Below are 22,567 nucleotides of genomic sequence, written 5' to 3' on the forward strand. Positions count from 1 at the left end.
CGGGGAAGACAGTTCCGCGATTCCGAGTCCGTACGTCGCGCCGACTGTCCGTCCACCGTCCACGCAGACATCCGGAATGCACTCGGAAAGCACTCGGCAACTCGGAGAACGAGGAACGATGACCAGAACGCACCAAGCCCGGCTCCGGCGTTCGGCGTTGGCCGCCGGCGCGGCGCTCGCCGTCACCGCCGGCGTCGTGGCCGCGGCACCCGACGGCGACTCGGCGCAGACCACGCCGAAGCTCAGCCTGATCGCCGCGACCAACTCGCTGACGCTCGACTCGTGGAAGGAGGACCCGGGCGTCTACCTCGACCTCGGGACCTACCTCACGTCCGAGGGCGGGCCGTTCGAACTCAAGGTGACCCGCAAGTCGTACAAGGACCCGGTCGTCGCCGAGCAGATCATCCACAACGGCACCGAGACCACCACCAAGGCCCTTCCCGCCGACCTGGTGAAGGACTTCTCGGGTCTGCCGGACTTCGCCCAGATCAGCATCACCGACACGAACCGCAAGGTCGTGGTCAACCGCTCCGAGAAGTACTGCCCGAACAACGCGGCGGGCCGGATCAACCCCGACGGACCCGCGAAGTCGAAGTACCCGGAGAGCTGCCCGGAGAACGCGTTCACCCTCGGTTCGGTGTGGGGTGTCGAGAAGGGCTGGGCGTCCAACACGTACGCCGGCTACTCCTCCGGGCCGGTGAAGCTCGCCGCCGGCAAGTACACCGCCAAGGTGACGGTGAACAAGCGCTACCGCGACCTCTTCGGCATCTCCAGCAAGCCGCAGCTGATCAACCTGACGGTGCGCGAGCGCAGTTGGGAGGACGAGGACGGAGCCGGGCTGCGCGCCAACAAGGCGATGTCCGGCCACAGCGGCCACGACATGGCGGCCATGAAGGGCATGGCCGGGCACGGTTCGATGCGCCCCGAGGCCCCCGCGGCCCCGACGAGCGGCGCCGGCCCCTCGTACAACGTGGGCCACGGCCCGCTCATCCCGGCCCCGCCCGCCCTGCCGTGGGCGCTGAAGAAGGCCTCGCTCAAGGCCGCGGTGGCACCCGTCGGTGACGGCCCCGGCCGCACGGACGGCTCCCGCCAGGCGCCCGCCGCCAGTCCCAACGCCAAGCGTCCGACGGGCAAGGCGGCGGTCCCGGACGTGCCGAAGCCCGACCTGCGTTCGCTGCCGGCCTACGGCATCGAGATCAGCGACGGCGGCCAGGAGGTCAAGGGCAAGGACTACCTCGCCTTCAGCGCCAACGTCTGGAACGCGGGCCCCGCTCAGCTCGTCGTGGACGGCTTCCGCAGCCCCGGCAAGGAACTGATGGACGCCTACCAGTACTTCTACGACGCGGACGGTACGCAGGTCGGCTACACCCCGACCGGCACCATGGAGTGGGACCCGCGGCCGGGCCACGAGCACTGGCACTTCACCGACTTCGCCAGCTACCGGCTGCTGAAGGCGGACCAGAAGGAGCAGGTGCGCAGCGGCAAGGAGGCGTTCTGCCTGGCCAACACCGACGCGGTCGACTACACGGTGAAGAACGCCAACTGGCACCCGGGCAACACCGATCTGTCCACCGCGTGCGGCCAGGAGAACTCGATCTCCGTCCGCGAGGTGCTGGACGTCGGCTCCGGCGACACGTACACGCAGGACCTGCCGGGCCAGTCGTTCGACATCACCAACCTGCCGAACGGCACCTACTACATCCAGGTGCTGGCCAACCCCGAGAACCGTCTCAAGGAGACGAACCTCGACAACAACAGCGCGCTGCGCAAGGTCGTCCTGGGCGGCAAGCCGGGCGCGCGCACGGTGAAGGTCCCGGCCCACGACCTGGTCGACGCCAACTGACCCCCGCCGCACCCTGATCGACCCGCCGGCCCCCGGGACCTGTCCCGGGGGCCGGTGCCGTATCCCCGCTCAGAGCAGTTCGAGGACGGCTTTCCCGTGGAGCCGGCGTTCGAGAAGGGCCCCGACCGCGTCCGGCGCCTTGTCCCAGCCGCCGCGCCAGGAGACGTTCGCGTCCAGTTCGCCGGCGGCGACCTTGGCCGCGAGCACACCGAGGTCAGGACCGAGGTCCGGGCAGTCCAGCAGAAAGAAGGTGACGAGCGAGCGGTCGTGCCGTCCCTCGTTGCCGAAGAGCGCGCCGTACGGGAAGTTCTCACCCTGGTCGACCGCGACATGACCGACCGAGACCAGGGTCCCGCCGGGCCTCAACCGCTCGAAGGCATGCACGAGTTGGTCGCCGCCGACCAGATCGACCACACCGTCGACGGGCGCGCCCAGCCCGGCCGGCCCGGCGACCACCTCGTGCGCGCCGAGCGCCCGAAGGCTCTCCCCGTGGGCATCGGGGTCGCCGGTGGAGGCGATGACATGGGCGCCGCCGAGCCGGGCGAGCTGTACGGCGTACCGCCCGGTGCCGCCCGTCGCGGCGGTGACCAGTATCCGCTTGCCGAGGATCGGCCCGATCCGCGCCAGTGCGCGCAGGGCGCTGCCGCCCGCCACGGGGACGGTGCTGACGGCCCCGAGGTCGGCGCCGGCCGGGACCGTACCGATCAAGTCGGTGTCAACCGCGCGCAGTTCGGCCCAGGCGCCGTCGGGGCCGAGGGTCACCACCGGCGTACCGACGGGCGGACCCGAGCCATCGGCGGCGGCGCGTTCGACGACTCCGGCGGCGTCCCAGCCGAGCACGGCCCCATCAGCGGCTTCCCGCAGGACGAATCGGACCTCACCGTGATTGAGCGAGGTCGCGGCCACCCTGACCAGGGCCTGGTGCGGCGCGGGTACGGGGTCGGGGGCCTCGCCGAGGCGGAGGCCGACGGGCGTGGAGCGGTCGACGAGCAGAGCGCGCATGGGAGTAACGCCTTTCCTGTTTCCTGGAGGGCTCACCCATCAATGTGCCACTGAGTGGCGTACGCGCACAAGCGGCATTAGCTCCTCGGTGTACGCTCTCGGGTACGGTGGTCTCATGAGCACCGCGCCCGCATCGCCCCCGCCCCTGTCGTTGCGCGAGCGCAAGAAGCGGCGCACCCGTCAGCTCCTGGTGGACACCTCCCTGGAACTGTTCACGGAGCGCGGCTTCGGCAAGGTGACACTCGACGAGCTCTGCGACTCAGCAGAGGTCTCCAAGCGCACGTTCTTCCGCTACTTCACCAGCAAGGAAGACGTGGCGATGGCTCCCACGCAGGACCTGTGGCTCACGTTCCTCGACGTCCTCGAAACGACCGACCTCGGCCCCGCCGACCGCCCGCTGCTGCTCCTGGTCCAGGACACCCTGCTCACGGCACTGGACCGGACGACCACGGACGACTGGGCCCACCGCGTACTGCTCAGCCTCAACCTGACCGAACTGACCCCCTCGATGGACGCGCACGGCCTGCACTTCTGCGACCGCACGACCCGCAGCGCGATGGAAACCCTGCACCGCCGCCTCGACATCGCCGCCCCGGATGACCTGCGCCCCCGGCTGGCGGTCGACATGGTGGTGGCCGCGTTCCACTGCGCCCTGACGACCTGGTCCGCCACCCCCACGGACCCGCTGTCCACCCACACCCGCGAGGCGTTCACGGCCCTGGCGACGGCGGCGACTTTCCCCGCGAGACCCCGCCGCCCGGCTCGGAAGGCGTGATCCCACCGGACACCGTTCTCGCAAGCACTCGCGACCACTGCCGCTCGGGCGGGACCCGGGCGAAGATCGGGCGGCCCTCGGGCGTGGGGTTCCCAGCGGGGTGCGGCTCCGGTTCGCTTGAGGGGTACGGCGATGCGGGGGTGAGGGCGATGGACGTCAGTGGTGCCGGTGCGCCGATCGCGGCGGTCGTCGGGGTGGTCGGGACCTTGCTGTCGGCCCTGCTCACCCAGCGTGCGGCCGAGCGCGGCCGGCGCGGTGAGCAGGAGCGGGCCGAGCGGGTACAGGCGCGGGCGAGGGAAGCCGAGGAGCGGCGTACCTGTTGCGTCGCCCTCAATACCGCCTCCCGGCAGTATCTGGCCGCTCTCACCGACCAGTTGCACGCCCTGATGCGCAGGGAGGATTCGCGCGCGGTGGCGCAACGCCTCACCGAGGCCAGGGACCTGCACCGGGACGTGTACGCCGAGGCTCAGATGCGGCTGCGCGACCCCGTACTGGCCCTGGCCGGCGAGGTCACCCACGCGCTCGGCGCCCTCTACGGCGAGCTCCGGCGCCTGAACGACGGCGTCCCCCGCCCTGGCGACTCGCTCGACGCCGCCCAGTGGGAGATCGACGCGCTGTGGGAAGGGCTGCGGGGGTTGCGGCGCGGGATGCGGGCGGATCTGGGAGCTTCGGAACTGTCCCGGCCGGGCCCGGGCGCTCCCGATCCACGCCTCTTCCGAACCAATCCAGGTGCATCCAGGGCAAGTTCAGGGTGTTGATCGGGCGTTGACCGGAAAAGCTCGGTGATCGGGCGTCATTGTGACGGGCGTCTCGTCATCATGGGGATCAGGACTGACTGTTGATGTCCTCGGGAAGTGAGGAGTGGCCGGTGGGGGAAGAAGAGGAGACCGGTGGCGTTCAGGCTTTACGGGCTTGGGCCGGCGAGGCCGTCGGGCGGGCGAAGGAATTGCTGCCGACGCCGGACACCGTCGCCAGACACTCACGCGCCCATGACGACTCGATCACCGAACTCGAAGCGCTTTCGGACCTGTTGGACCACGAGCCCGAGCTGCGCAGCTCGGTGAGCCTGTGGCTCGGCGGTGCCCTCACCCTGCGCCACGGCACCGGGGGCGGATCTCCCGAAGACCGGGAGCGGGCGCACGGCCTGCTGCGGGACGTACGGGACCCGGCCACGACGACCGGAGCCACGGCCTCCACCGAGGACCGGCGGTGGGCCGCGCTGTTCCTGCTGACGCACGCGCTGCCGTTGCAGGAGATGCTCGGCGGGCTCTCGCCGGAACCGGACGCGACCTCCTTCTTCGACATGATCATGCGGGAGGGGCCGGCCGGGATGGCCGCCTTCGCCGGCGAGATTCGGGAGCTGGTGAGCGAGGCGGCCGAGCTCCCACTGCCGCCGGAGACCCTGGTGCAGCTGCGGCAGGTGCGCGACCTCTATGACGACCCCTCTGCCCAGGGGGTCACCGACCTGTTCACCGGCCTCATTCCCGACAACGGTTCTCCGGGCACCGATCCTCTGCGGCAGCTGATGACGAACATGCTGTCCGCGATGACCGGAGGCGTGGGCCCGAAGGGCGGCACGGGCCCCACGCCCGGTGCCGGCGCGGACACGGGTGACGCGCGCGCCACCCCGGACCCCTCCGGCGAACCCGGCCCCGGCTCCCCCGCCATGCCCCGTACCCCCGACGACTTCCGCCGGCTCATCGCCGCGTTGCAGGCCGCCAACACCACGTCCGTGGACTTCGTGAACCAGGTCGGCGGCGGCGACCCCGCCGCCGTCAATCAGCAACTCGGGCGGCTGCGCGAGGCGTTGGACGGGCTGCCGGAGGGCACGCCGAACAAGGACGCTCTCGAAGGGCTGATGGCCCTGCTGTTCACCGCGAGCGAAGGCGCCGGCGGCACCCTGCAGGACCAGGCGATCGGCCTTGAGCACACCCGGACGATCACCGACTTCCTGCGGCGCCAGTCGGAGAGCTCGATCCCCATGGCCGACGGCTTCGCGATCATGGCGGACGTGATGGGGCTGATGACCGAGGTCCGTACCGCAGGGCAGGCCGAGGACGTGGAGCGGCTCCGCGGCCTCCTGCCCAAGGCCGAGGCGCTGGCCGACGCCGTCCCCGAGGACCACGACTTCCGCTTCGTGGCCGTCTTCACCCGCGCCATGGCCCGCCTCATGCTCGGCCGGTTCACGATGGACAGGGAACTGCTCCTGCGCGGCCTCGCGGACTTCGAGGAAGGCAGCGCGGCCGCGGGGGGCAGCCCCGTCCCGATCGGGGAGGAAGAGCTTGAGTCCATGATCCCGGACCTGGCGGCCCTGCGTTCCTACCTCACCGACGACGCGGCGAACATCCCGGACCGGGACGTGCCACCACCGGACGCCCCCGCCGACCGGCTGAACTCCGCCGCGGACCGCCTCGGCATGCGCTACGCCTTCACCAGGGACCCGGCGGACCTCGATGCCGCCATCACCACGCTGGAACGGCTCCGCGAGCACATCCGGCAGGGCCGGGCCCCGCGCGTCGCCGCCAAGTCCCTGTGGTCGCTCGCCGAGTTCTACCGCGCCCGCTGGCACAGAGAGCAGAGCGCGTCCGACGCGGACGCCGCCACCGACGCGGCCAACGAGGCCCTGGAGGCCCTCGCCGCCGACGTCCTCCTCCAGCACGGCGCCGAACACCGCCTGACAACCGCCCGCGAGGGCGCCTCCCTCGGCGTACGGGCCGCCCTGTGGGCCGCCTCGCACGGGAGGGTGGACGACGCGGTCGCCGCCCTGGAACTGGGCCGGGCACTGGTGTTGCAGTCGGCGGCCACCTCCCGGGCCGTACCGGACCTGCTGGAGGAGCACGGCCATCCCGAACTCGCCGCCGCCTGGCGGAAGTCCGGCACCGCCGACAGCACCGAGCTGCCCGCCGAGCTCCCCAGCACCCTGCGCCGGGAGGCTCTGGAGGCCCTCGGCTACCGGAAGCGGGGAGGCCTGTTCGGCACTCCCACCCTGCGTGAACTGGCGGACGGTGTCGGCGAGGCCGGTGCGGACGCGCTGATCTATCTGGTCCCGAGCGGCGAGGACGAGGCCCCGGGCATGGTGCTGGCCGTGGGCCCCGAGATCGGCATCGGCGCGGGCGCGCTGCCCATGCTCTCCGCATCGGGCACCGCCCCTCTGGAGCACTACTTGGACGCGGCCGCCGCCCGCGCGGAGCACCCCGGCGAAGCGGCGGAACGGGCCTGGGAGGAGGCCCTGTCCGACCTGTGCGACTGGGCGTACGAGGTGTTCGCCCATGTCCTCGCCGGGCTGGAGGAACATCTCCCCGGCGAGGCGGCCGATCGTCGTACGCCCCGGGTGGTCCTTGTCCCCTGCGGCCGTCTCGGCATCGTCCCCTGGCACGCGGCCCGCTTCCCCGCGGACGCCCCGCACGACTACCTCTGTCAGGCCCTGGTGATCAGCTACGCGGCCTCCGGCAGCCAGTTCCTGCGTACGGTGAAACGCGCGCCGCGCGATCCGGTCTCGGCCCCGGCCATGGTGGCCGACCCGAGCCTCTCGCTGACGTATGCCGAGGTGGAGGTCCTGGAGCTGCGCAACGCCTTCTATCCGGGGGCACGGCTGTACGGCGACTTCGCCTCCCTGCCGCCCGACTCGGTACCGGCGGGCACACCCGACCAGTTGCTGGCCCTGCTCGCCCAGGACCACTCGATGGTCCATCTGGCCACGCACGGCATGGCGGGGATACGACCGACGGAGTCGGCCCTGCACCTCGCCCCCGACGGCCGCGGCGAGAAGATCGGCCGACTCAACGTGACCCGGCTCCTCGACCGGCCGCCACCGGACGGACAGGCGGCGCAGGACGGCCCGTTGATCGTGCTGAGCGCCTGCGAGACCGACCTGAGCACCCGCGACCACGACGAGGCCCTGACCCTCACCACGGCGTTCGTGTCGGGTGGCGCACGTGATGTCGTGGGGTCGCGGTGGACCGCCCGGGACAGTGTGTCGACGCTGCTGATGGCGGTCTTCCACCACCATCTGCGGGCCGGGCTCAGCCCCGTCGACGCCCTGCGGGCCGCGCAGTTGTGGATGCTCGACCCCGACCGGCGGGATCCGGGCCGGCTGAGCGACTCGCTGCGGCCGGACATCGGCCGCCCCGACCTCCAACGGCCCGCCCTGTGGGCCGCGTTCATCCATCAGGGCCACCCCGGCCGGAGAGAGGTGACCGTATGACCCCGGGTGAGGACAGCGGGACGGGCGTGCTCGACCTCGTCGACGAACACCTCGACGACATCCGCGCCCGGCTGACCGACGAGCAGTACCAACTCCTGCTCACCCGCCTGCGCGCGCTCGCCGGCACACCGCCGGACGACCCCAGGGCCGTGGTCCGGGCCTTCCAGGCCGTACGCCTCTGCCTGGTGTCGCTGCCCTTCGACCATCCGGTCCGGGAGGTGCTGGACTCCGTACGGCTCGCCGGTACGGCGTCCGTCAGCGCCCCGGTCGTGCTGCGGACACAGGATCTGCTGGCCAGGCTCACGGCCGGGCCACCACGGCCCCCCGACACCGCGGCCATCATCGCCGCCGCCGAGCGAAGACTGCTCCACGCGCCCGCCCTCTCGGCCGCCGAGGTGCGTACCCGGTACCGCGGTTCGGCGCCACCACCCGAGCTGATCCGGTTCGCCGACGCCGAACTCGGCGACCGCTACCCGGAGTTCCAGTTCAAGCCCGGGGGCGGAGCCCCGTACGGGGTCGTCCTGGAGGTCAACCGGGTGCTGCTCGCCGACGCGGACCCGTGGGGAGCCGCCGACTGGTGGCTGAGCGGCAACGCGTGGCTGGGCGGCGGGCCGCCCGCCGCCCTCCTCGGCATCCGGCCGGACCGCGAACTGGTCGGCGCCGCCGTCGCGTTGGTGGAGGGGGACTGATGCACGAGGAAACCCTGTCGCCCTCCGTGTACCGCTTCCGCCCGCACTGGGAGGTGCTGCCCGCCGGTACCCAGCTGTGGCGGATGCACTCGTCGCGTTACGCGGCGGAGGAGTTCAAGCCGTTCATCCCGGACGACCCCGCGCCCGGCCGCTTCCACGGCACACCGGAGGACCCGTACCCCTGTCTGTACGCGGCCACGGACGCCGAGACCGCTCTCGCCGAGACCCTGCTGCGCTCACGTCCCTTCGACCCGGAGACCGGTATGCGGCTGGTCCCCTGGGCGTCGGTGCGGGGCAAGTCACTGAACGTGGCGCGGACCCGGTGCGAGCTGAATCTGGTCTCGCTGTGCTCCGGAGCGGCCCTCGCCGCCGTCTGCCAGGACCATCTCCTGCTGGAGAACGAGGGACCCGAGCACTACGCGGACACACGCCTCTGGGCGCGTGAGATCCGGGCCCAGGCACCCGAGGCCATGGGGATGATCTGGGGTTCCAAACGCAACCCGTCACGGCGGGCCCTGGTGCTCTTCGGAGACCGTCTCGGGCACAGCGCGGACGGACCACTCGAAGCACTGCCCTACCGCAGCATCCCCGACCTCGGCTCCCCGGACGGCATCAAGGAGGCGAACCAGCTGCTGGAACCTCTCCGTTCGGCGATCAAGGAGCCAATTCACCGCTGATCCCGGCACCCCGCCCGCCTGCTTGTCCTCGTGTGACACCTGGTGTCATCGTTGCCGCATGGCACCGCCATCCATTGACCACACGTCAATACTCGGGGAATTACAGGCGGTTCGACGGGCGGGACTGCTGAGGCTGCGCGGCCGCGAGCTGCCCGCCCTCGACTCGGCCGCGGCCGCTCTGGCCTCCACCACGCGCACCCGCGAGGGCGCCGTGGAGACGCTGCTGCGCCGCGCCGTGGAGCGGCTCGACGCGGGCACCCTGCGGACCGCCGCCGAGTACACGCTGGGCCTGGCCCAGGGCACCAGGGACTGGCCGGCGTCCTCCCGGCGGGCCCGCGCGGCCGAGGTGTACCGGGTGAGCGAGGAGCGCTTCCGCAAGCACCACGAGGTGATGGTGCTCGGGCAAGTGGCCGAGCACATAGTGGAGTTGGTGGAGGGTGGCGGGGACGAGCCGGGCGAGGGCGACTGGGAGGGGGACACCCACCGCTCCGTGGACGTCCTGGCAGGCGACCGGACCGTACGCCTCGCGCTCCATGTCCACCCGGTCGACCTGCTGCGGGACGTGGACGTGGTGGTCTCCCCTGCCAACACCTACTTCGCGCTGCCCGAGCCGTACAAGTCCTCGGTCTCCGCCTCGCTGCGCCGGGCCGCCGCCGCGCGCGGGGTGACCGGCGACCTGCTGGACGACCCGGTTCTCGAAGAGCTGCGCAAGTGGACGGCCCGGCACGGCACTTCGGGACGCCCGGTGGTCCCGGGCACCGTGGTGGCGACCGGTTCGGGAGCCATGGCCGAGTACGGCGTACGACGGATCTACCACGCGGCTGTTGCCGTGCCCCGGGCCGGCACCAACGACTACGACGTGCTGCCCGCCGACGTCACCCGCGCCACCTCGCGCGCGCTCGCGCTGCTGGCCGAGGAGCACGACCGGCACACCCCGCCGCTGCGCTCGGTGTGCTTCCCGCTGCTCGGCTCCGGGCGCGGCGGGCTTCCGTACCGGGTGAGCGCCGCCGCCGTATGGAGCGCCGTCGAGGCGGAGCTGGCGCGCGGGGCGCGCTGGGACGTGCACTTCGTGGTCCGTACCCCGGAGGCGGCCCGCGTGGTGGAGCGGATCCCGGCCAGGACCCGCCCGGGGCGCGACCAGTCGGCGCCCGGCCGGTCCGGTTGACTTCAAGGGCGGGTCGCTCAGGTGGGGTGTCCAGGGGGAACCTTCCCCTGGGCGGCTCGCACCCGCGGAGCCGCCGATGTCCACGCGGTGTCAATTCACCGAAGGAACACGCATGTTGATGCCGACGTCACCTACCGTAGCCGTATGACCAGGGGGATGGTTGAGTGGGCGCACGGCTGCGCGGGTCGCACCGTGACCTGGCCCGCACCGGATATGTACGTACTCGTCGACGGTGTCCTGCTGCGCATGGTCCCCGAGCCGCCCGGCCTGCCGCCGGGTACGGCCGTCACCGTGCACCACGACCCCGAACGGCGGCGGCTGATGGCCCGCGCCGACGACACCGAGGCGGCCGAATGAGCGTCCACAGCGTCCAGTTCGGGAGCGGCTTCGAGGAACGGCAGCCCGTCGTCCTCCTCCTCGACACCTCCGCGTCCATGGGCCGCCCCGAGGAACACCCGCGGATCGACGAGCTGAACGGCGCGCTGACCCGCTGGTTCGACGGGGTCCGCGCACAGGAGCGGCTGCGCACCCGGGTGGAGGTCTGCCTCATCACCTTCGACTCGGCGGTGCGGGTCTACGACCCCGGTCCGGGCCGGCTGGTCCCGGTCGAGGAAGCCGACGCCGACCGGCTCTTCGTCCCGGTGGACGGCATGCACCCGCCCACACTGCGCGCCGCGGGGCTGACCCGGCTGACGGAAGCCGTGGAAAGGGCCGTCGAACTGGCCCGTACCCGCTACCGCACCTTGCAGGGGCAACGGGTGCCGGTCCGGCGCCCCTTCCTGTGGGTCCTGACGGACGGCGCACCCAGCGACGCCCAGGGCCGCCCCCTGGACACGACGGCCCTGGCTGCCACGGCGGAGCGGGTGCGCCGGGGCGAGGAGAAGGGGGAGTGGGTCTTCCAGCTCATCGGGGTGCGCGGCGCCGACCTGCCGATGCTCCGGGTACTGGCGCCGGAGGCCACCTCTTCCCTGGAGAACCTGGACTTCGGCCGGATCCTCGACCTGCTCTTCCAGAGCACGGACGACAGCAGCCCTGACCAGGACGCGGAGGCCTTCCGCCGGATGTTCAACGAACGCGCCACCCGGCTCTCGCGCATGGACCGACTGGAGAGGGGGCTCCGATGATCATCGCGGGCGCCTCCGTCCAGGGCACCGCCCATCTCGCCGCCGGCCAGGGCTGCCAGGACGCTTTCAAGGCGGTCGACCTGGGCGACACGGCGGTACTGGCGGTGTCCGACGGCGCGAGCAGCCGCGACCGCAGTGCCCTGGGCGCGCATATGGCGGTCGACGCGGCCTGCCGCCTGCTGACGGAGGACATACCGGACGCGGAGGAGGCGCCGGAGACCTGGACCCGGTGGATCGCGGAGCGCGGGAGAAGGGTGGTCGAGGAGTATCTGCGGGCGGTATCAGCGGTGTTGGGCGCGGATCCGGGTTCGGGGGACGCCGGCACCCTGGCGGCCACCCTCACCGCGGCGGTGGTGACCCCGCCCTGGACGGCCTTCGTCTCGATGGGCGACGGCTTCGGCACCCTGCTGACACGTGACGACCGCTGCCACTTGGTCCTCCCCCCGCCCACCGTCCCACCCGCGTTCCTCTCCTCCCCCGGCGCGGCCCTCCGCATCCGCACCTTCGTCGTCTGGGAGCCGGAACTCGGCGGAGTGGTCCTGTCGACCGACGGCTGTGCCGCCCTCACCCTCGACCACCCTTCCGTCCGCCAACTCCCCCCGGAAGCGGGCCCCTTACCCGCCGAGGGCTTCTTCCGCGGTCTCACCGCCACGCTCCGCGGGAACCACGGGGACGCCGAGCCCCTCCGGCGCTGGCTCTCCGGGCCGGAGGCCGCCCGGACCGGTGACGATCTGACCATCCTCTGCGCACTCGTCGAAGGGCGGTGACCGTGGGACTGACAGTGGTGTCGGGCAACGGACACACATGGCGGCTCACCGGGCAGATCGGCAGCGGCTCGGAGGGGTTCGTGTACGGCGTCGACGACGCCCGCCCCCTGGTCGCGAAACTCGTCCCGGACCCGCCCGACCCCGAGGCCTACCGGCGTCGCGTGGCCCATCTGGTGCGCCAGCGCCGCGAACCCCGCACCGTCCGCCTGCTCTCCGGCACACCCGTCCGGGTGGCCTGGCCGCTGGTCTCGGTGCGCACGCCCGACGGTACTGACGCGGAACCCGTCGACGGCTACGTGATGACGGACATGCGGCACGCCTACCAGCCGTTCAACCACCTCCTCAGCACCTCCGCCCGCCGTGCCCACCTGCCCCGGGCGACCTGGGCGAGCGGCCTCCGTACCGCCCTCGCCCTCGCCCGGCTGCTGGGCGAACTGCACGCCGAGGGCTATGTGGTGGGCGACCTGAAACCCGACAACCTCTGGGCGGACGAGAGCGGCCGGGTCGCGATGGCGGACGTCGACTCGTGGCAGTTCACGGACGGCCGCGAGCTGTTCCCGGGCCGGATGCGCACCCCCGGCTACACGGCCCCCGAGCGGATCGGCGCCCCCGCCGGCACGCCACCGGGCACCGAATCCGACGACTTCGCCCTGGCGGTCCTGGTCCACCAACTCCTCATGGCCGGGCTGAACCCCTTCGCCGGCCACCCGGCGGACGGCGGCGACTATCTGTCGTACGACGACAACGTGCTGCACGGCCGCTGCCGGATCACCGACCGTACGTCGGTGCTGCTGCCCCGCTCCGTGCCGCCCGCCGACCTGCTGCCGAGACGGCTCACGGAGCTGTTCCGGACGGCGTTCACGAAAGCACTCCGACGCCCGACGGCGGCGGAGTGGGCCCACGCGCTCACGGCCGAACTGGCCCCGGGCCGGCTGAAGGTGTGTGCGGTGAACGCCCGCCACGTCCACACGGTGGAACGGCCGTGGTGCCCGTGGTGCGACCAGGCCGAGCGGGGCGCCGACAGCTACCCCGGTCACCCTAGGGAGGAGACATGACGACCCGTCTCTCCGTGGCCCGGACGCTGGACCGCTGCACCGTCCTCGGCCCCGGCACCCGCGCGGTCGTCTGGGTCCAGGGCTGTCCGCTGCGCTGTCAGGGCTGCGTGGCCGCTGAGACCCTGCCCTTCGAGGGCGGCACCAGCCGATCGGTCGCCGAACTCGCCGACTGGCTCTGCCGGTTGGACGGCATCGACGGCGTCACGTTCTCCGGCGGTGAGCCGTTCAGCCAGGCCGGAGGGCTGGCGGACCTGCTCGACGCGGTACGGGAGCGCCGCCCGGACTTCGGCGCGATGGCGTACTCCGGCTTCCGCCACGAGGCACTGCGGCGCGGCGGCCCCGACCGGCTCGCCCTGCTGGAACGGCTGGACCTGCTGGTCGACGGGCCGTACCTCGCGGCGCGGCACGGCGGTCTGCGCTGGCGCGGCTCGGACAACCAGCGGTTGATCCCGCTCACCGACCGCTACACACGGGTCCTGGCCGAGCCGGACACGACCGCCGGAATCGAGCTCTCGGCGGACGCCGACGGATCACTCTCCTGGGCCGGGGTGCCGCCAACCCCCGGATTCCGGAGAAGGCTTGAGGAGCGGCTCGCGGCGCGGGGGTTCGTGCTGCACACCGAGGCACGGAGGGAACGATGAGCGGATCACCGAAGTACAGCAGCGTCCGCGTCGGAGCGCTGTACGCCCAGCGGGAGGCGGCGGAGCGCCGGCGGCGGGCGGAGGAGCGCGGAGCCCGGGAGCGCAGGAGGGCCGCCGAGCGGGTCCGGCTGGCCCAGGAGGCGGCCGCACGGCGGGAACGCGCCCGCGTCGAGGCCGAGCGGCGCCGGGCCGAAACCGCCCGGCGCCAGGCCGAGTTGGCGGCCCGCCGGGCGGCCGAGCGCAGCGCCCGGCTGGCTCATGCGCGGGCGGACCAGACCCGGGCCGACGAGCGCGGTCTCGACGAGGTGCGGGAGCTGATCGCCGAGGCCCAGCAGTCGGGTGCGCGAGCCGGCATCGGTTCCCTGGAGCGGCGGTTGGCCGAGCTGCTGGAGCGGGCCGCCCGTGGGGAGCCGCTCGGGGACGCGGTGGAGGAGCTGCGCGGCCGGGTCGTGAGCCTGGGCACGGCGGCGGCCGGGAATCGTACCGACGACCGTGCCGCCGTCCTGGCCGGCCTGGAGCACCGGCTCTCCGCCACCGGTCCGGACGGCGCCACTCTCGACCCGGACGGCAACCGCCGCTGCACCGATCTGCTCGACCAGCTGCGCGCCGCCGCCGGCCCGGACACGCGGGTCCGTTTCGAAGCCCTGCTCGGCACGGCCGAACACGCCCTCACCCAGCATGGGGCGACGGTCACGGAGGCGCGGGAAACCGCCGAACGGCAGGCCCTGGCGGAACAGGAGCGCGAGGCGGCGCGGGCTGCCCTGGAGTCGGCCGTCGCCGAGGCCGCCGAGCGGCTCGGCGCCGTACGTCCGGCGGCCGAGGGCGTGGTGGACACCGCCACCGAACTCGGCGACCCCGGCCTCGCCGCCGAGATCGGGGACGCCCTGCGTACGGTCACCGAAGCACTGACCGCGCGCTCGGCGGCCGAGGCCCTGAAGGCGGTCGCGGAACTGGAAGGCCGGCTCCCCGGTGCCGAACACCGACTGGACGAGCTGGAGTTGGCGTACCAGCGGCGCCGGGACCTGGTGGAGGCGCTTCGCGATGCCATGACCGGCGAGGGGTTCGCCTTCGAGGGCGGTGAGGACCAAGGGGGCAGCTTCCGGCTGCACTTCACGCGGCCGACCGGGGCGACGTACGAGACGACGGTCACCACCGAGAACGACGGCACGCCCGTCCTCGTCTACCACGTGGAGGGCGAGCCGGACGTGACGCTGTACGCCGCACAGGACGAGGCGGTGTGCGACACCACCGAGGCACTGCTGGAGCGGGTGCACGAGGCGCTGGGCGGCGACGACGGCTTCGTACCGGGTGAGCTCGCCTGGGACGGCAAACCGCCGGGCCGGCGCGCCAAGCCGCTGCCCCGCGAGACCTCCTGGAGGTGGACGACCCCATGACCGCGGCCGGCTTCACCAAGGGCGAGGACGGTACGGGGCCCGTCACCGCCGACGGCATGATGCCCCTGTGGGCGGTGTCGCTCGGCTGGGAGCTGCGGCGCGGCCGTCAGGTGATCGTCAACGGGCAGATCCGGGACCGCTGGTGGTTCGACGACCGGCCCGCCTCCTTCCGGGAACTGGTCGCCGGGGTGCTGGAGGCGCGCGGCGCCGATGTGGTGGGCTGGTGGGACCCGGTGGGCGGACTCAGCTTTCCGCTGCCTGGCCACGCGGAGCGCTTCGCCGAGCTGGAGGCGAACCGGCCAGGCGCGGCCACGAGGAGCGGCGGTACGGCCGCACCCGCGGACGACCGGCGACAGACCGACACCCGCGGCCCGCGACAGACCGACCCGCGCGGCCGGCGCGGCGGCGAACGCGAGCGGGACCGGTCGAGCCTGCTCTCCCCCCGCCCGGCCGGCCCCCCGCGCGCCTTCGACGACGTGGTCGCCGCCGTGCACCGGCTCGCCGCCTCCCCCGACGCGGCCACGGCCTTCGTGTTCCAGGACGTCGACCACCATCTCCCGCCCGGCGAGCCGGAGTCGAATCCCGGCTACCTCCGGCTGCGCGCCGCGATGACGGATGCCGTGACCCCCCACTCGGCCCTGGCGGGCCGCCACCCGCACGCCCGCAACGCCGTCCTGTGCGCGGTGGGCGACGTCGGCCGGCTGCCGGGCTGGTTCCACCTGGAGGACCCGCGGATCGCCACCCTGCACATCGGCCCACCGGACCCGAGCGAGCGCCGCCTGTGGCTGACCTGGCTGCGCGGCGAGTTCAACGGCGCCCCGGGCGCCACACGCCACGACATCGAGGCCCTGGTCGGTGCGACCGACGGCATGTCCGGCTGGGACGTCGAAGCGCTCGCCAGGACCTCCTGGCTGCGCGACGCGCCCCTGCAGAAACCGGACAAGCTCCTGGAACTGCACCGGCTGAACGTGAGCATCGACCCGTGGACCCAGTTGGACCGGGAGACCGTCGCCCGCGCGGGCGACGTACTGGGCACCCGAGTGGTCGGCCAGTCCAAAGCCGTCGACGCGGTGGCCGCCGCGCTCCAAGCGGCCTTCGTGGGCATCGACTTCGGCGGCTCCGGCACCGCCCGCCCCCGGGGCGCGTTCTTCTTCGTCGGCCCGACCGGCGTCGGCAAGACCGAACTCGCCAAGGCTGTCGCCGAGTTGATGTTCGGCGACCAGAGCGCGTACGCCCGCTTCGACATGAGCGAGTACCAGCAGGAGCACGCGGCCGAGCGTCTCGCGGGCGCCCCGCCCGGCTACATCGGCCACGAGCAGGGCGGCGAGCTGACCCGGCGAGTGCAGGAACGGCCGTTCAGCGTCCTTCTCTTCGACGAGATAGAGAAGGCGCACCCACGGGTGCTGGACAAGTTCCTCCAGATCCTTGAGGACGGCCGCCTCACCGACGGCCGCGGCCAGACCGCCTACTTCTCCCAGTGCCTGATCATCTTCACCTCCAACACCGGCGCTGAGGCGGTCCAGGATCTGCTGTCCGAAGACGACGAGGAAGTGCCGTACGCCGTCCTGGAGGCACACTTCACCCGGGCCGTGGAGGAGAAGTTCCGGACGATCGGCCGGCCCGAGATCTACGGTCGCCTCAAGCCGGGCGTGGTCGTCTTCGACATGCTGCGGCGCAAGCACATCGTGAAGATCGCCGACCGGCTGCTGGGCGAGCTCACCGAGTCCGTCCGCGAACGCCACCAGGTCGAGTTGGTCCCCGACACGGACACCCTGCACCCCTGGATCACCGAGCGGATGAGCGACCCGGAGCACCAGGCGTACGGCGGACGGCAGATCCGCAACGAGATGGAGCGGCTGCGGGCGGCCGTGGTCGCCCACTTCCTGGCGCACCGCCCGGCCCCGGGGAGCCGCATCCGGCTCGGCACCGGCGCCGACGGCACGCCGTGGGTCACGACCGGGGAAGGGAACGGCTGAACACATGATCGGCATCGCCATCGGCCACCACATCGTCCGTATCGGCCGCACCGACCCGGAAGGCCGTACGACCGTCTCGACGACGGACCTGGCCGGAACGGACGCAGTCGCCGACCCCGCCACCGCCCTGACCGCGCTCCTTGCCGGAGCCGCGGGTGAGGAGGCGGTGCTCGGCCTGCCCGCGTCCGCCGGCCGCGAGGCCGAGGCCCGCCTTCGCCGCGCCGCCGAGGACATGGGCCTCCGCGTCAGCAGAATCGTCCCGGTGCCGGTCGCGGTCGCCCTGCACTACGGCGCGATCGACGAAGGCGTACAGCGCACCGTCCTGGTGGTCGACCGGACCGCGACAACGGCGGAGCTGACGGTTCTCGACATCACCCCGGACCTGACGGTACGAATCGTCACCACGCGCACCGAACAGCCGGCCGGCGACCACGCCCTCACGGCGATAGGCCAGTTACTGGCCGATGCGTCCCCGGACGCCGTACTCCTCTCCGGCGACCTGTACACGACGCGAGCCCACCGCACGGACATCGAGAACCTCCCCGGGGCCCAGGGCCTCACGGTCCGCTGCACAGCTCCGGAACTGGCCGCCGTACATGGCCTCCTGCTCCTGGAGGACTTCGGCCTCCTCCGCACGGCCACAGGCTCGGCACCGACGAGGTCCCACTTCCCTCCTCCCCTGGAGGACCCGGAACCGCGACCCTGGCGGCCCCTCCCGGAAGACCCCGGACCAAGCAGAGCCCAGCCTGAAGGCGCCTCACAGCCCAGGGTCGTGACACATACGGCTCCGCCGCCCGCGAGCGACGAGCCCACACCGGCCGCCGGCGAACCGATCACCGCGCCCGTCCCCAGCCCTGTCCACATCCCCATCCCCGAACCGGAACCGGAACCGGAGCCCGAACCCGAGCCCGAGCCGGGACCGCTGCCAGAACCCGAACCGGCCCCGCCCTCCTCCACCGCCACCCCCGCCCTCCATTCCGTCCCCGTCGACCAACTCCAGGCCATCCGCCGCGACGACCACCTCCTCGTCCTCTGGGCCTGGCCCGACTCCGCCCTCACCGCTCGCGTCCGCTGGCGCCGTGAGGACGCGACCGCCACCGGCGACCGGCCCCGCAACGGCGACATCAACTGCCGGCGCCGGGTCTACGAACACGACGGCGGCCTGGATCTCCCCGTCGGCCGAGGCGCGATCACGCTCACCGTCGAGGCCCTGGTCCCCGGCCTCACCGCCGACACCGAGGGCGCGGCCTCGCTGCGTATCCCGGCCGAACCCCCCATCGTCGAGTACGAACCCTCCCTGCGCCGCCGCCTCACCGGCGCCCGCGTCGCGACCCTCACCTTCACCGCCCGGACCGGCTGCGACCTCCCCGCCCTCCGGGTGGTCCACGGCCTCGGCCGCTACCGCCCCACCAGCGAGGCGGAGGGCACCGTCCTCCACGAGGTCCCCGCCCAGCGCCTTTCCGCCGGCACCCCTCTCACCGTGGAGTTCCCCCTCCCCCGCACCCGAGGTCCCTCCTGGCTCGTCTGCTTCCCGGCGGACGGTCCGGGCTCCGCTCAAGACCGCGACATCGACATCCGCCCCACGGCGCTGCACAGGCTGCGAGTGACCTGAATGGCCAGACGACTCACCTGCTCCTACTGCTACGAGACCTTCGCCCCGCGTGAGATCCGGTTCCGCTGCAACTGCCGGCTCAGCCGCACCGGCAAGGAGTGCCGGCGCCGCCGCGACCCGGTCCTCGACGAACGCTTCGGCAGGCGCCCCAGCCATGACGTGGGCCCTGACTTCGCCGCCGACGGCCGCAGATCGACGGCGGTGTGCCCGGACTGCGACGGCGAGACGACGTACCGCATCTGCCCGGTCTGCCACGTCCAACTGCCGGTGCAGTTCGGGATGGTGGAGAACCGGCTGATCGCGATGGTGGGCGCGAGATCCTCCGGCAAGACGATCTACATGACCGTGCTGCTGCACGAGATGCGCAACCAGGTGGGCGAGGCGTACGGCGCCTCGCTGATGGGCCTGGACGACACCACCATGCGCCGCTACAGCTCGGAGTACGAGGACAGGCTCTACCGCGACCGGCAGATGTTCCCGCCCACGCAGACAGCGACGACCAACTCCAACCGGGTGGAACCGCTGGTGTTCCGGTTCGGGCTGCGCCGCAAGGGGCTCTTCGGGGAACGGCCGCAGCACACCGTGCTGTCCTTCTTCGACACGGCGGGCGAGGACTTCAACAGCAGGGAGAGCGTGGAACTCAACACCCGGTATCTGAGCAACGCGGACGGCATCATCCTGCTGCTCGACCCGCTGCAGATGCGGGGCGCCCGGGACAACGCGGGGCCCGGCACGGCGCTGCCCGGCATGGACGGCATCGACCCGCCGATCAATGTGCTGAGCCGGGTGAGCGGCCTGCTGCTGGCCGCGCGGGGCGGCAGGGCGGCAAAGGTCGACACCCCGATCGCGGTGGTCTTCTCCAAGCTGGACGCCTTCTGGCATCTGATGGAGAGCGGCAGCCCGCTGCGGTCGCACGCACCCGCGCGCGGCCGTTTCGACGTCGGCGACAGCCTCAGCGTCCACGAGGAGGTGCGCCAGCTGCTCAAGGAGTGGGACGGGGTGCCCATCGACCAGTCCCTGGAGAACACCTTCGCCCGCTACCGCTACTTCGGTGTCTCCGCGCTGGGCCGCAGCGCCACGGCCGATTCCCGGGTCGCCGACACCGGTATCCAGCCCTACCGGGTCGCGGATCCGCTGCTCTGGCTGCTGAGCGAGTTCGGTTCGGTGCCGAAGGCGGGCCGGGGATGAGGAACTTCCAGCAGCTCTACTACACGTCCTGCGAGCACGGACTCAGCGGTTCCTCCGGCTTCCAGTTCAACGCGGTGAGCGAGCAGGTCTCGGCCGAGACCCGGAACCGGGTGGAAGGCCTGGCCGGGTACGAACCACCGCGCTCCCTGGTCGAGTCGGACACCCCGGAGCTGCTGGACCGCTGCCCGGTGAACCTCTGCCACACCCCGGGCCGCCGGGGCGGCGCCACCACACTGTGCGTGCGGTACGTCGGCCGGGACTCCGCCCGCCGCTTCGGCAACTACTTCGCCCACGCCCTGCACACCGAGGGCGAGTTCACGGCGGACAGTGGCGGGCTGCTCGCGATCGAGCTGTGGAACTCCCCGGTGTGGACCGCGCGAGTCGCCGGTACGACCGAGATTCCGGAGCTGCCCGGACCTCTGTCACGGGGCCCGCTGTCGCCCCGCTCGGCGCGCGCCTTCCTCCGCACGCACCCGTACGCCGAGCAGCTGCCTGCCCTGCTGGCCGCGGTGCTGGCGGCGCTCGCGGAGGACGGCTCGGTCGTGGTCATCGACGACACGACAGACCGGATCGCCCACTGGTTCGCGACCGTCTCCTACTTCCTGCCACCCCCGCTCGCCGACACCCTCTCCTTCGCCACCTACCTCTTCCGCCCCACCCGCAGCCGGCTGCACCTGATCGGCACGGTGCCCGAGGCGCGCCCCGATTTCCGCCCCGACGACGAGGACTCGTACACCGTCTTCGACTTCTCGGCGGGCCGCTTCCCCGAAGTGGTCCCCACCCACCATCTGGTACGGCTGCTGATCCGGATCGGAGTCGGGTCGATCCGCTCGGTCTGGTCCTGGACGGCCGAGTACACGCACGGCCAGGAGAGGGCGCTGGGCGACTGGCACGCCCCGGTGGCGGCTGCCGCGGCTGCGGGCGGCATCGAGCTGACCGACGCCGACGTCGGCGCGGTGATCGACTGGCTGGCCGACGCCGGTCATCTCGGGCCGCGCCGGGCGACGGTGGCGGCGGACATCCATCACAAGTACCGGGACCTGGACGACGCCCGGCTCGCGGCGCTGAGCGCGGCGGCCGATGCGGGCGGCGACGCGGCGCTGCACCAGGAGCTGGAGGGCAAGCTCCACCAATCCCGTATCCGCGCCTATGTGACCGGCGTGGCGAACGCCCCCGGTCCCGTGCCGATCACGCGTCCCGCCGAGCGGGAGCAGGCCACCACCCTGTGGCAGCGGCTGCTCGGCGAGGCGGCCGACAGCCGTCAGCGGGTACGGCTGCTGCTGTGGGCGGTGGGCGCGCGGATCGACCCGGCGCCGGAGCTGCTCGCGGCCCAGAGCCTGGAGCTGGCCCGCGCCCTGCTCGGTGCCTCCGGCGCGGGCCCCGGCCTGCGCGAAGAGGTCACCCGCCTCGTCCGCGCCCTGCCGGAGTTCAGGGCCGCGCTGGCGACCTCCGTACAGGAGGTGCTGGCGGAGCGGGGCGGTCAGGAGCAGTTGTTCGCCCAGTTCCCGGCCACTTTGCTGAGCGAGCAGGACCTCGGTGGGCGGCCCGGACTCCTGGAGCACTACTGGCGGGCGCGGGCCGAGCGGAAGCCCGCCCGTACGGTCGACCTGCTGTTCAGGATCCTGGAGGTGCGCGGCCAGGCCTGGCCGGACGGGGAGCTGCTGCGGGGACTGTGGCGGCAGCCGTCGCCGGCCTGGACGCACGAGGAAGCGACCGAGATCGCCCGCCGGCTGCCGTCGGAGCAGCCGGTGGACGAGGAAGTGGACGACGCGGTCGGCGAGTGGTTCGACCGCGCGATGAAGCAGGAGGTCCGCGACGAGCGGGGGCTACGAGCCTGCCTGGTGCTGTGCGACGCGCTGGCCGCGCCCGGCCGCCAGTCCTGGCTGCGGGCGGTCACCCAGGAGTGTGTGCGGACCACCCTCCGGCTGGACGCGGCCCTGCGCGAGGCCACCGAGGCCACCGCGCTCGCCCGTACGTTCCGGATCCCGCAGATCGACGCCTGGGCGGCACCCCGCGCGCTGAAGCACTACCGGCTGCTCCCCGCGATGCTCCGGCTGCCCGCCGACCCGGCCCGGCTGCGCACCGAGATCAGTGAATTCGGCTTCTCCCTCGCCGACGGCTATCTGCGCGCCGTGCAACGGGCCGCGGTGGCCACGGGCCCTGTCGACGAGGTGCTGTTCAGCCATGTCACCGGGGTGATCGCGGTCAGCCGTGAACGGGCCGCACTGCCGCAGGCACACCTGGAGATCGTCCAGGCGGTACGACTGCACACCGCCCACCACTGGCGGTCCGAGGACCTGGCCCGTCTGTCCCGCGCACTCCGCCCCTACGACACGCGGCTCGCCGACGCCTACCAGGAGTGCGCCGAGAACCGTCTGGGCCGCATGAAGAAGTGGAGCCGCAAGCTCACCCAGCGAGGGTCCTCGGACGGCCCCCAACCGGAAGAGTGGTGAGC

General features: G+C 72.5%; 18 protein-coding genes. 17 read left to right on the top strand and 1 reads right to left on the bottom strand.

Going from position 1 to position 22,567, the window contains the following annotated elements; genetic code table 11:
* Positions 1–118 precede the first annotated feature (118 nt).
* Positions 119–1,843 carry a lysyl oxidase family protein gene (locus OIE74_RS16330; protein ID WP_329383751.1) on the top strand — a complete coding sequence of 575 codons (1,725 nt, stop codon included), beginning with the start codon at positions 119–121 and terminating at the stop codon, positions 1,841–1,843.
* A 69-nt stretch (positions 1,844–1,912) separates the two neighbouring features.
* Here the strand turns inward: OIE74_RS16330 and OIE74_RS16335 are convergent, their stop codons facing one another.
* Positions 1,913–2,845, bottom strand: coding sequence for a zinc-binding dehydrogenase (locus tag OIE74_RS16335; RefSeq protein ID WP_329383753.1), 933 nt, complete (start codon positions 2,843–2,845; stop codon positions 1,913–1,915).
* 115 nt (positions 2,846–2,960) lie between these two features.
* Between OIE74_RS16335 and OIE74_RS16340 the strand changes: the two genes are divergently transcribed.
* The 16 genes from OIE74_RS16340 to OIE74_RS16415 all read left to right on the top strand — a co-directional run bounded on the left by OIE74_RS16340 (position 2,961) and on the right by OIE74_RS16415 (position 22,565).
* Positions 2,961–3,620, top strand: coding sequence for a TetR/AcrR family transcriptional regulator (locus OIE74_RS16340; protein ID WP_329383756.1), 660 nt, complete (start codon positions 2,961–2,963; stop codon positions 3,618–3,620).
* A 149-nt stretch (positions 3,621–3,769) separates the two neighbouring features.
* Positions 3,770–4,378: a hypothetical protein gene (locus OIE74_RS16345; protein WP_329383759.1), complete on the top strand. Its 609-nt coding sequence runs from the start codon at positions 3,770–3,772 to the stop codon at positions 4,376–4,378.
* Positions 4,379–4,488: 110 nt separating this feature from the next.
* Positions 4,489–7,824: a CHAT domain-containing protein gene (locus OIE74_RS16350; protein ID WP_329383761.1), complete on the top strand. Its 3,336-nt coding sequence runs from the start codon at positions 4,489–4,491 to the stop codon at positions 7,822–7,824.
* On the top strand, positions 7,821–8,513 hold the full coding sequence (locus tag OIE74_RS16355; protein WP_329383764.1) for a hypothetical protein: 693 nt from the start codon (positions 7,821–7,823) through the stop codon (positions 8,511–8,513). Before OIE74_RS16350 ends, OIE74_RS16355 begins: the two co-directional genes overlap by 4 nt.
* On the top strand, positions 8,513–9,190 hold the full coding sequence (locus OIE74_RS16360; protein ID WP_329383766.1) for an RES family NAD+ phosphorylase: 678 nt from the start codon (positions 8,513–8,515) through the stop codon (positions 9,188–9,190). The genes OIE74_RS16355 and OIE74_RS16360 overlap by 1 nt, the downstream gene beginning before the upstream one ends.
* A gap of 58 nt (positions 9,191–9,248) precedes the next feature.
* Complete coding sequence (locus OIE74_RS16365; RefSeq protein ID WP_329383769.1) at positions 9,249–10,355, top strand: macro domain-containing protein; 1,107 nt, start codon at positions 9,249–9,251, stop codon at positions 10,353–10,355.
* A gap of 144 nt (positions 10,356–10,499) precedes the next feature.
* Entirely contained in the window at positions 10,500–10,712 is a 213-nt protein-coding gene (locus tag OIE74_RS16370; RefSeq protein WP_329383773.1) for a hypothetical protein, read from the top strand.
* The gene (locus OIE74_RS16375) at positions 10,709–11,479 is read left to right on the top strand and encodes a vWA domain-containing protein (RefSeq protein WP_329383776.1); all 771 of its coding nucleotides are present in this window, start codon (positions 10,709–10,711) and stop codon (positions 11,477–11,479) included. The genes OIE74_RS16370 and OIE74_RS16375 overlap by 4 nt, the downstream gene beginning before the upstream one ends.
* Positions 11,476–12,246 (top strand): protein phosphatase 2C domain-containing protein, encoded by a 771-nt coding sequence (locus OIE74_RS16380; RefSeq protein WP_329383779.1) that lies wholly within the window; start codon positions 11,476–11,478, stop codon positions 12,244–12,246. Before OIE74_RS16375 ends, OIE74_RS16380 begins: the two co-directional genes overlap by 4 nt.
* Positions 12,247–12,248: 2 nt before the next feature.
* Positions 12,249–13,301: a protein kinase domain-containing protein gene (locus OIE74_RS16385; RefSeq protein WP_329383782.1), complete on the top strand. Its 1,053-nt coding sequence runs from the start codon at positions 12,249–12,251 to the stop codon at positions 13,299–13,301.
* Entirely contained in the window at positions 13,298–13,942 is a 645-nt protein-coding gene (locus OIE74_RS16390; RefSeq protein WP_329383784.1) for a 4Fe-4S single cluster domain-containing protein, read from the top strand. The genes OIE74_RS16385 and OIE74_RS16390 overlap by 4 nt, the downstream gene beginning before the upstream one ends.
* Entirely contained in the window at positions 13,939–15,336 is a 1,398-nt protein-coding gene (locus OIE74_RS16395) for a hypothetical protein (protein ID WP_329383788.1), read from the top strand. The genes OIE74_RS16390 and OIE74_RS16395 overlap by 4 nt, the downstream gene beginning before the upstream one ends.
* Positions 15,333–17,312: an AAA family ATPase gene (locus tag OIE74_RS16400; RefSeq protein WP_329383790.1), complete on the top strand. Its 1,980-nt coding sequence runs from the start codon at positions 15,333–15,335 to the stop codon at positions 17,310–17,312. Before OIE74_RS16395 ends, OIE74_RS16400 begins: the two co-directional genes overlap by 4 nt.
* Before the next feature lie 4 nt (positions 17,313–17,316).
* Positions 17,317–18,924, top strand: coding sequence for a hypothetical protein (locus OIE74_RS16405; RefSeq protein ID WP_329383793.1), 1,608 nt, complete (start codon positions 17,317–17,319; stop codon positions 18,922–18,924).
* Positions 18,925–20,112 (top strand): TRAFAC clade GTPase domain-containing protein, encoded by a 1,188-nt coding sequence (locus tag OIE74_RS16410; RefSeq protein ID WP_329383796.1) that lies wholly within the window; start codon positions 18,925–18,927, stop codon positions 20,110–20,112.
* Positions 20,109–22,565 (top strand): GTPase-associated protein 1-related protein, encoded by a 2,457-nt coding sequence (locus tag OIE74_RS16415; RefSeq protein WP_329383799.1) that lies wholly within the window; start codon positions 20,109–20,111, stop codon positions 22,563–22,565. The genes OIE74_RS16410 and OIE74_RS16415 overlap by 4 nt, the downstream gene beginning before the upstream one ends.
* Positions 22,566–22,567 lie beyond the last annotated feature (2 nt).

Origin of the sequence: Streptomyces sp. NBC_01716 (assembly GCF_036248275.1) — a bacterium.
Classification (GTDB): domain Bacteria; phylum Actinomycetota; class Actinomycetes; order Streptomycetales; family Streptomycetaceae; genus Streptomyces.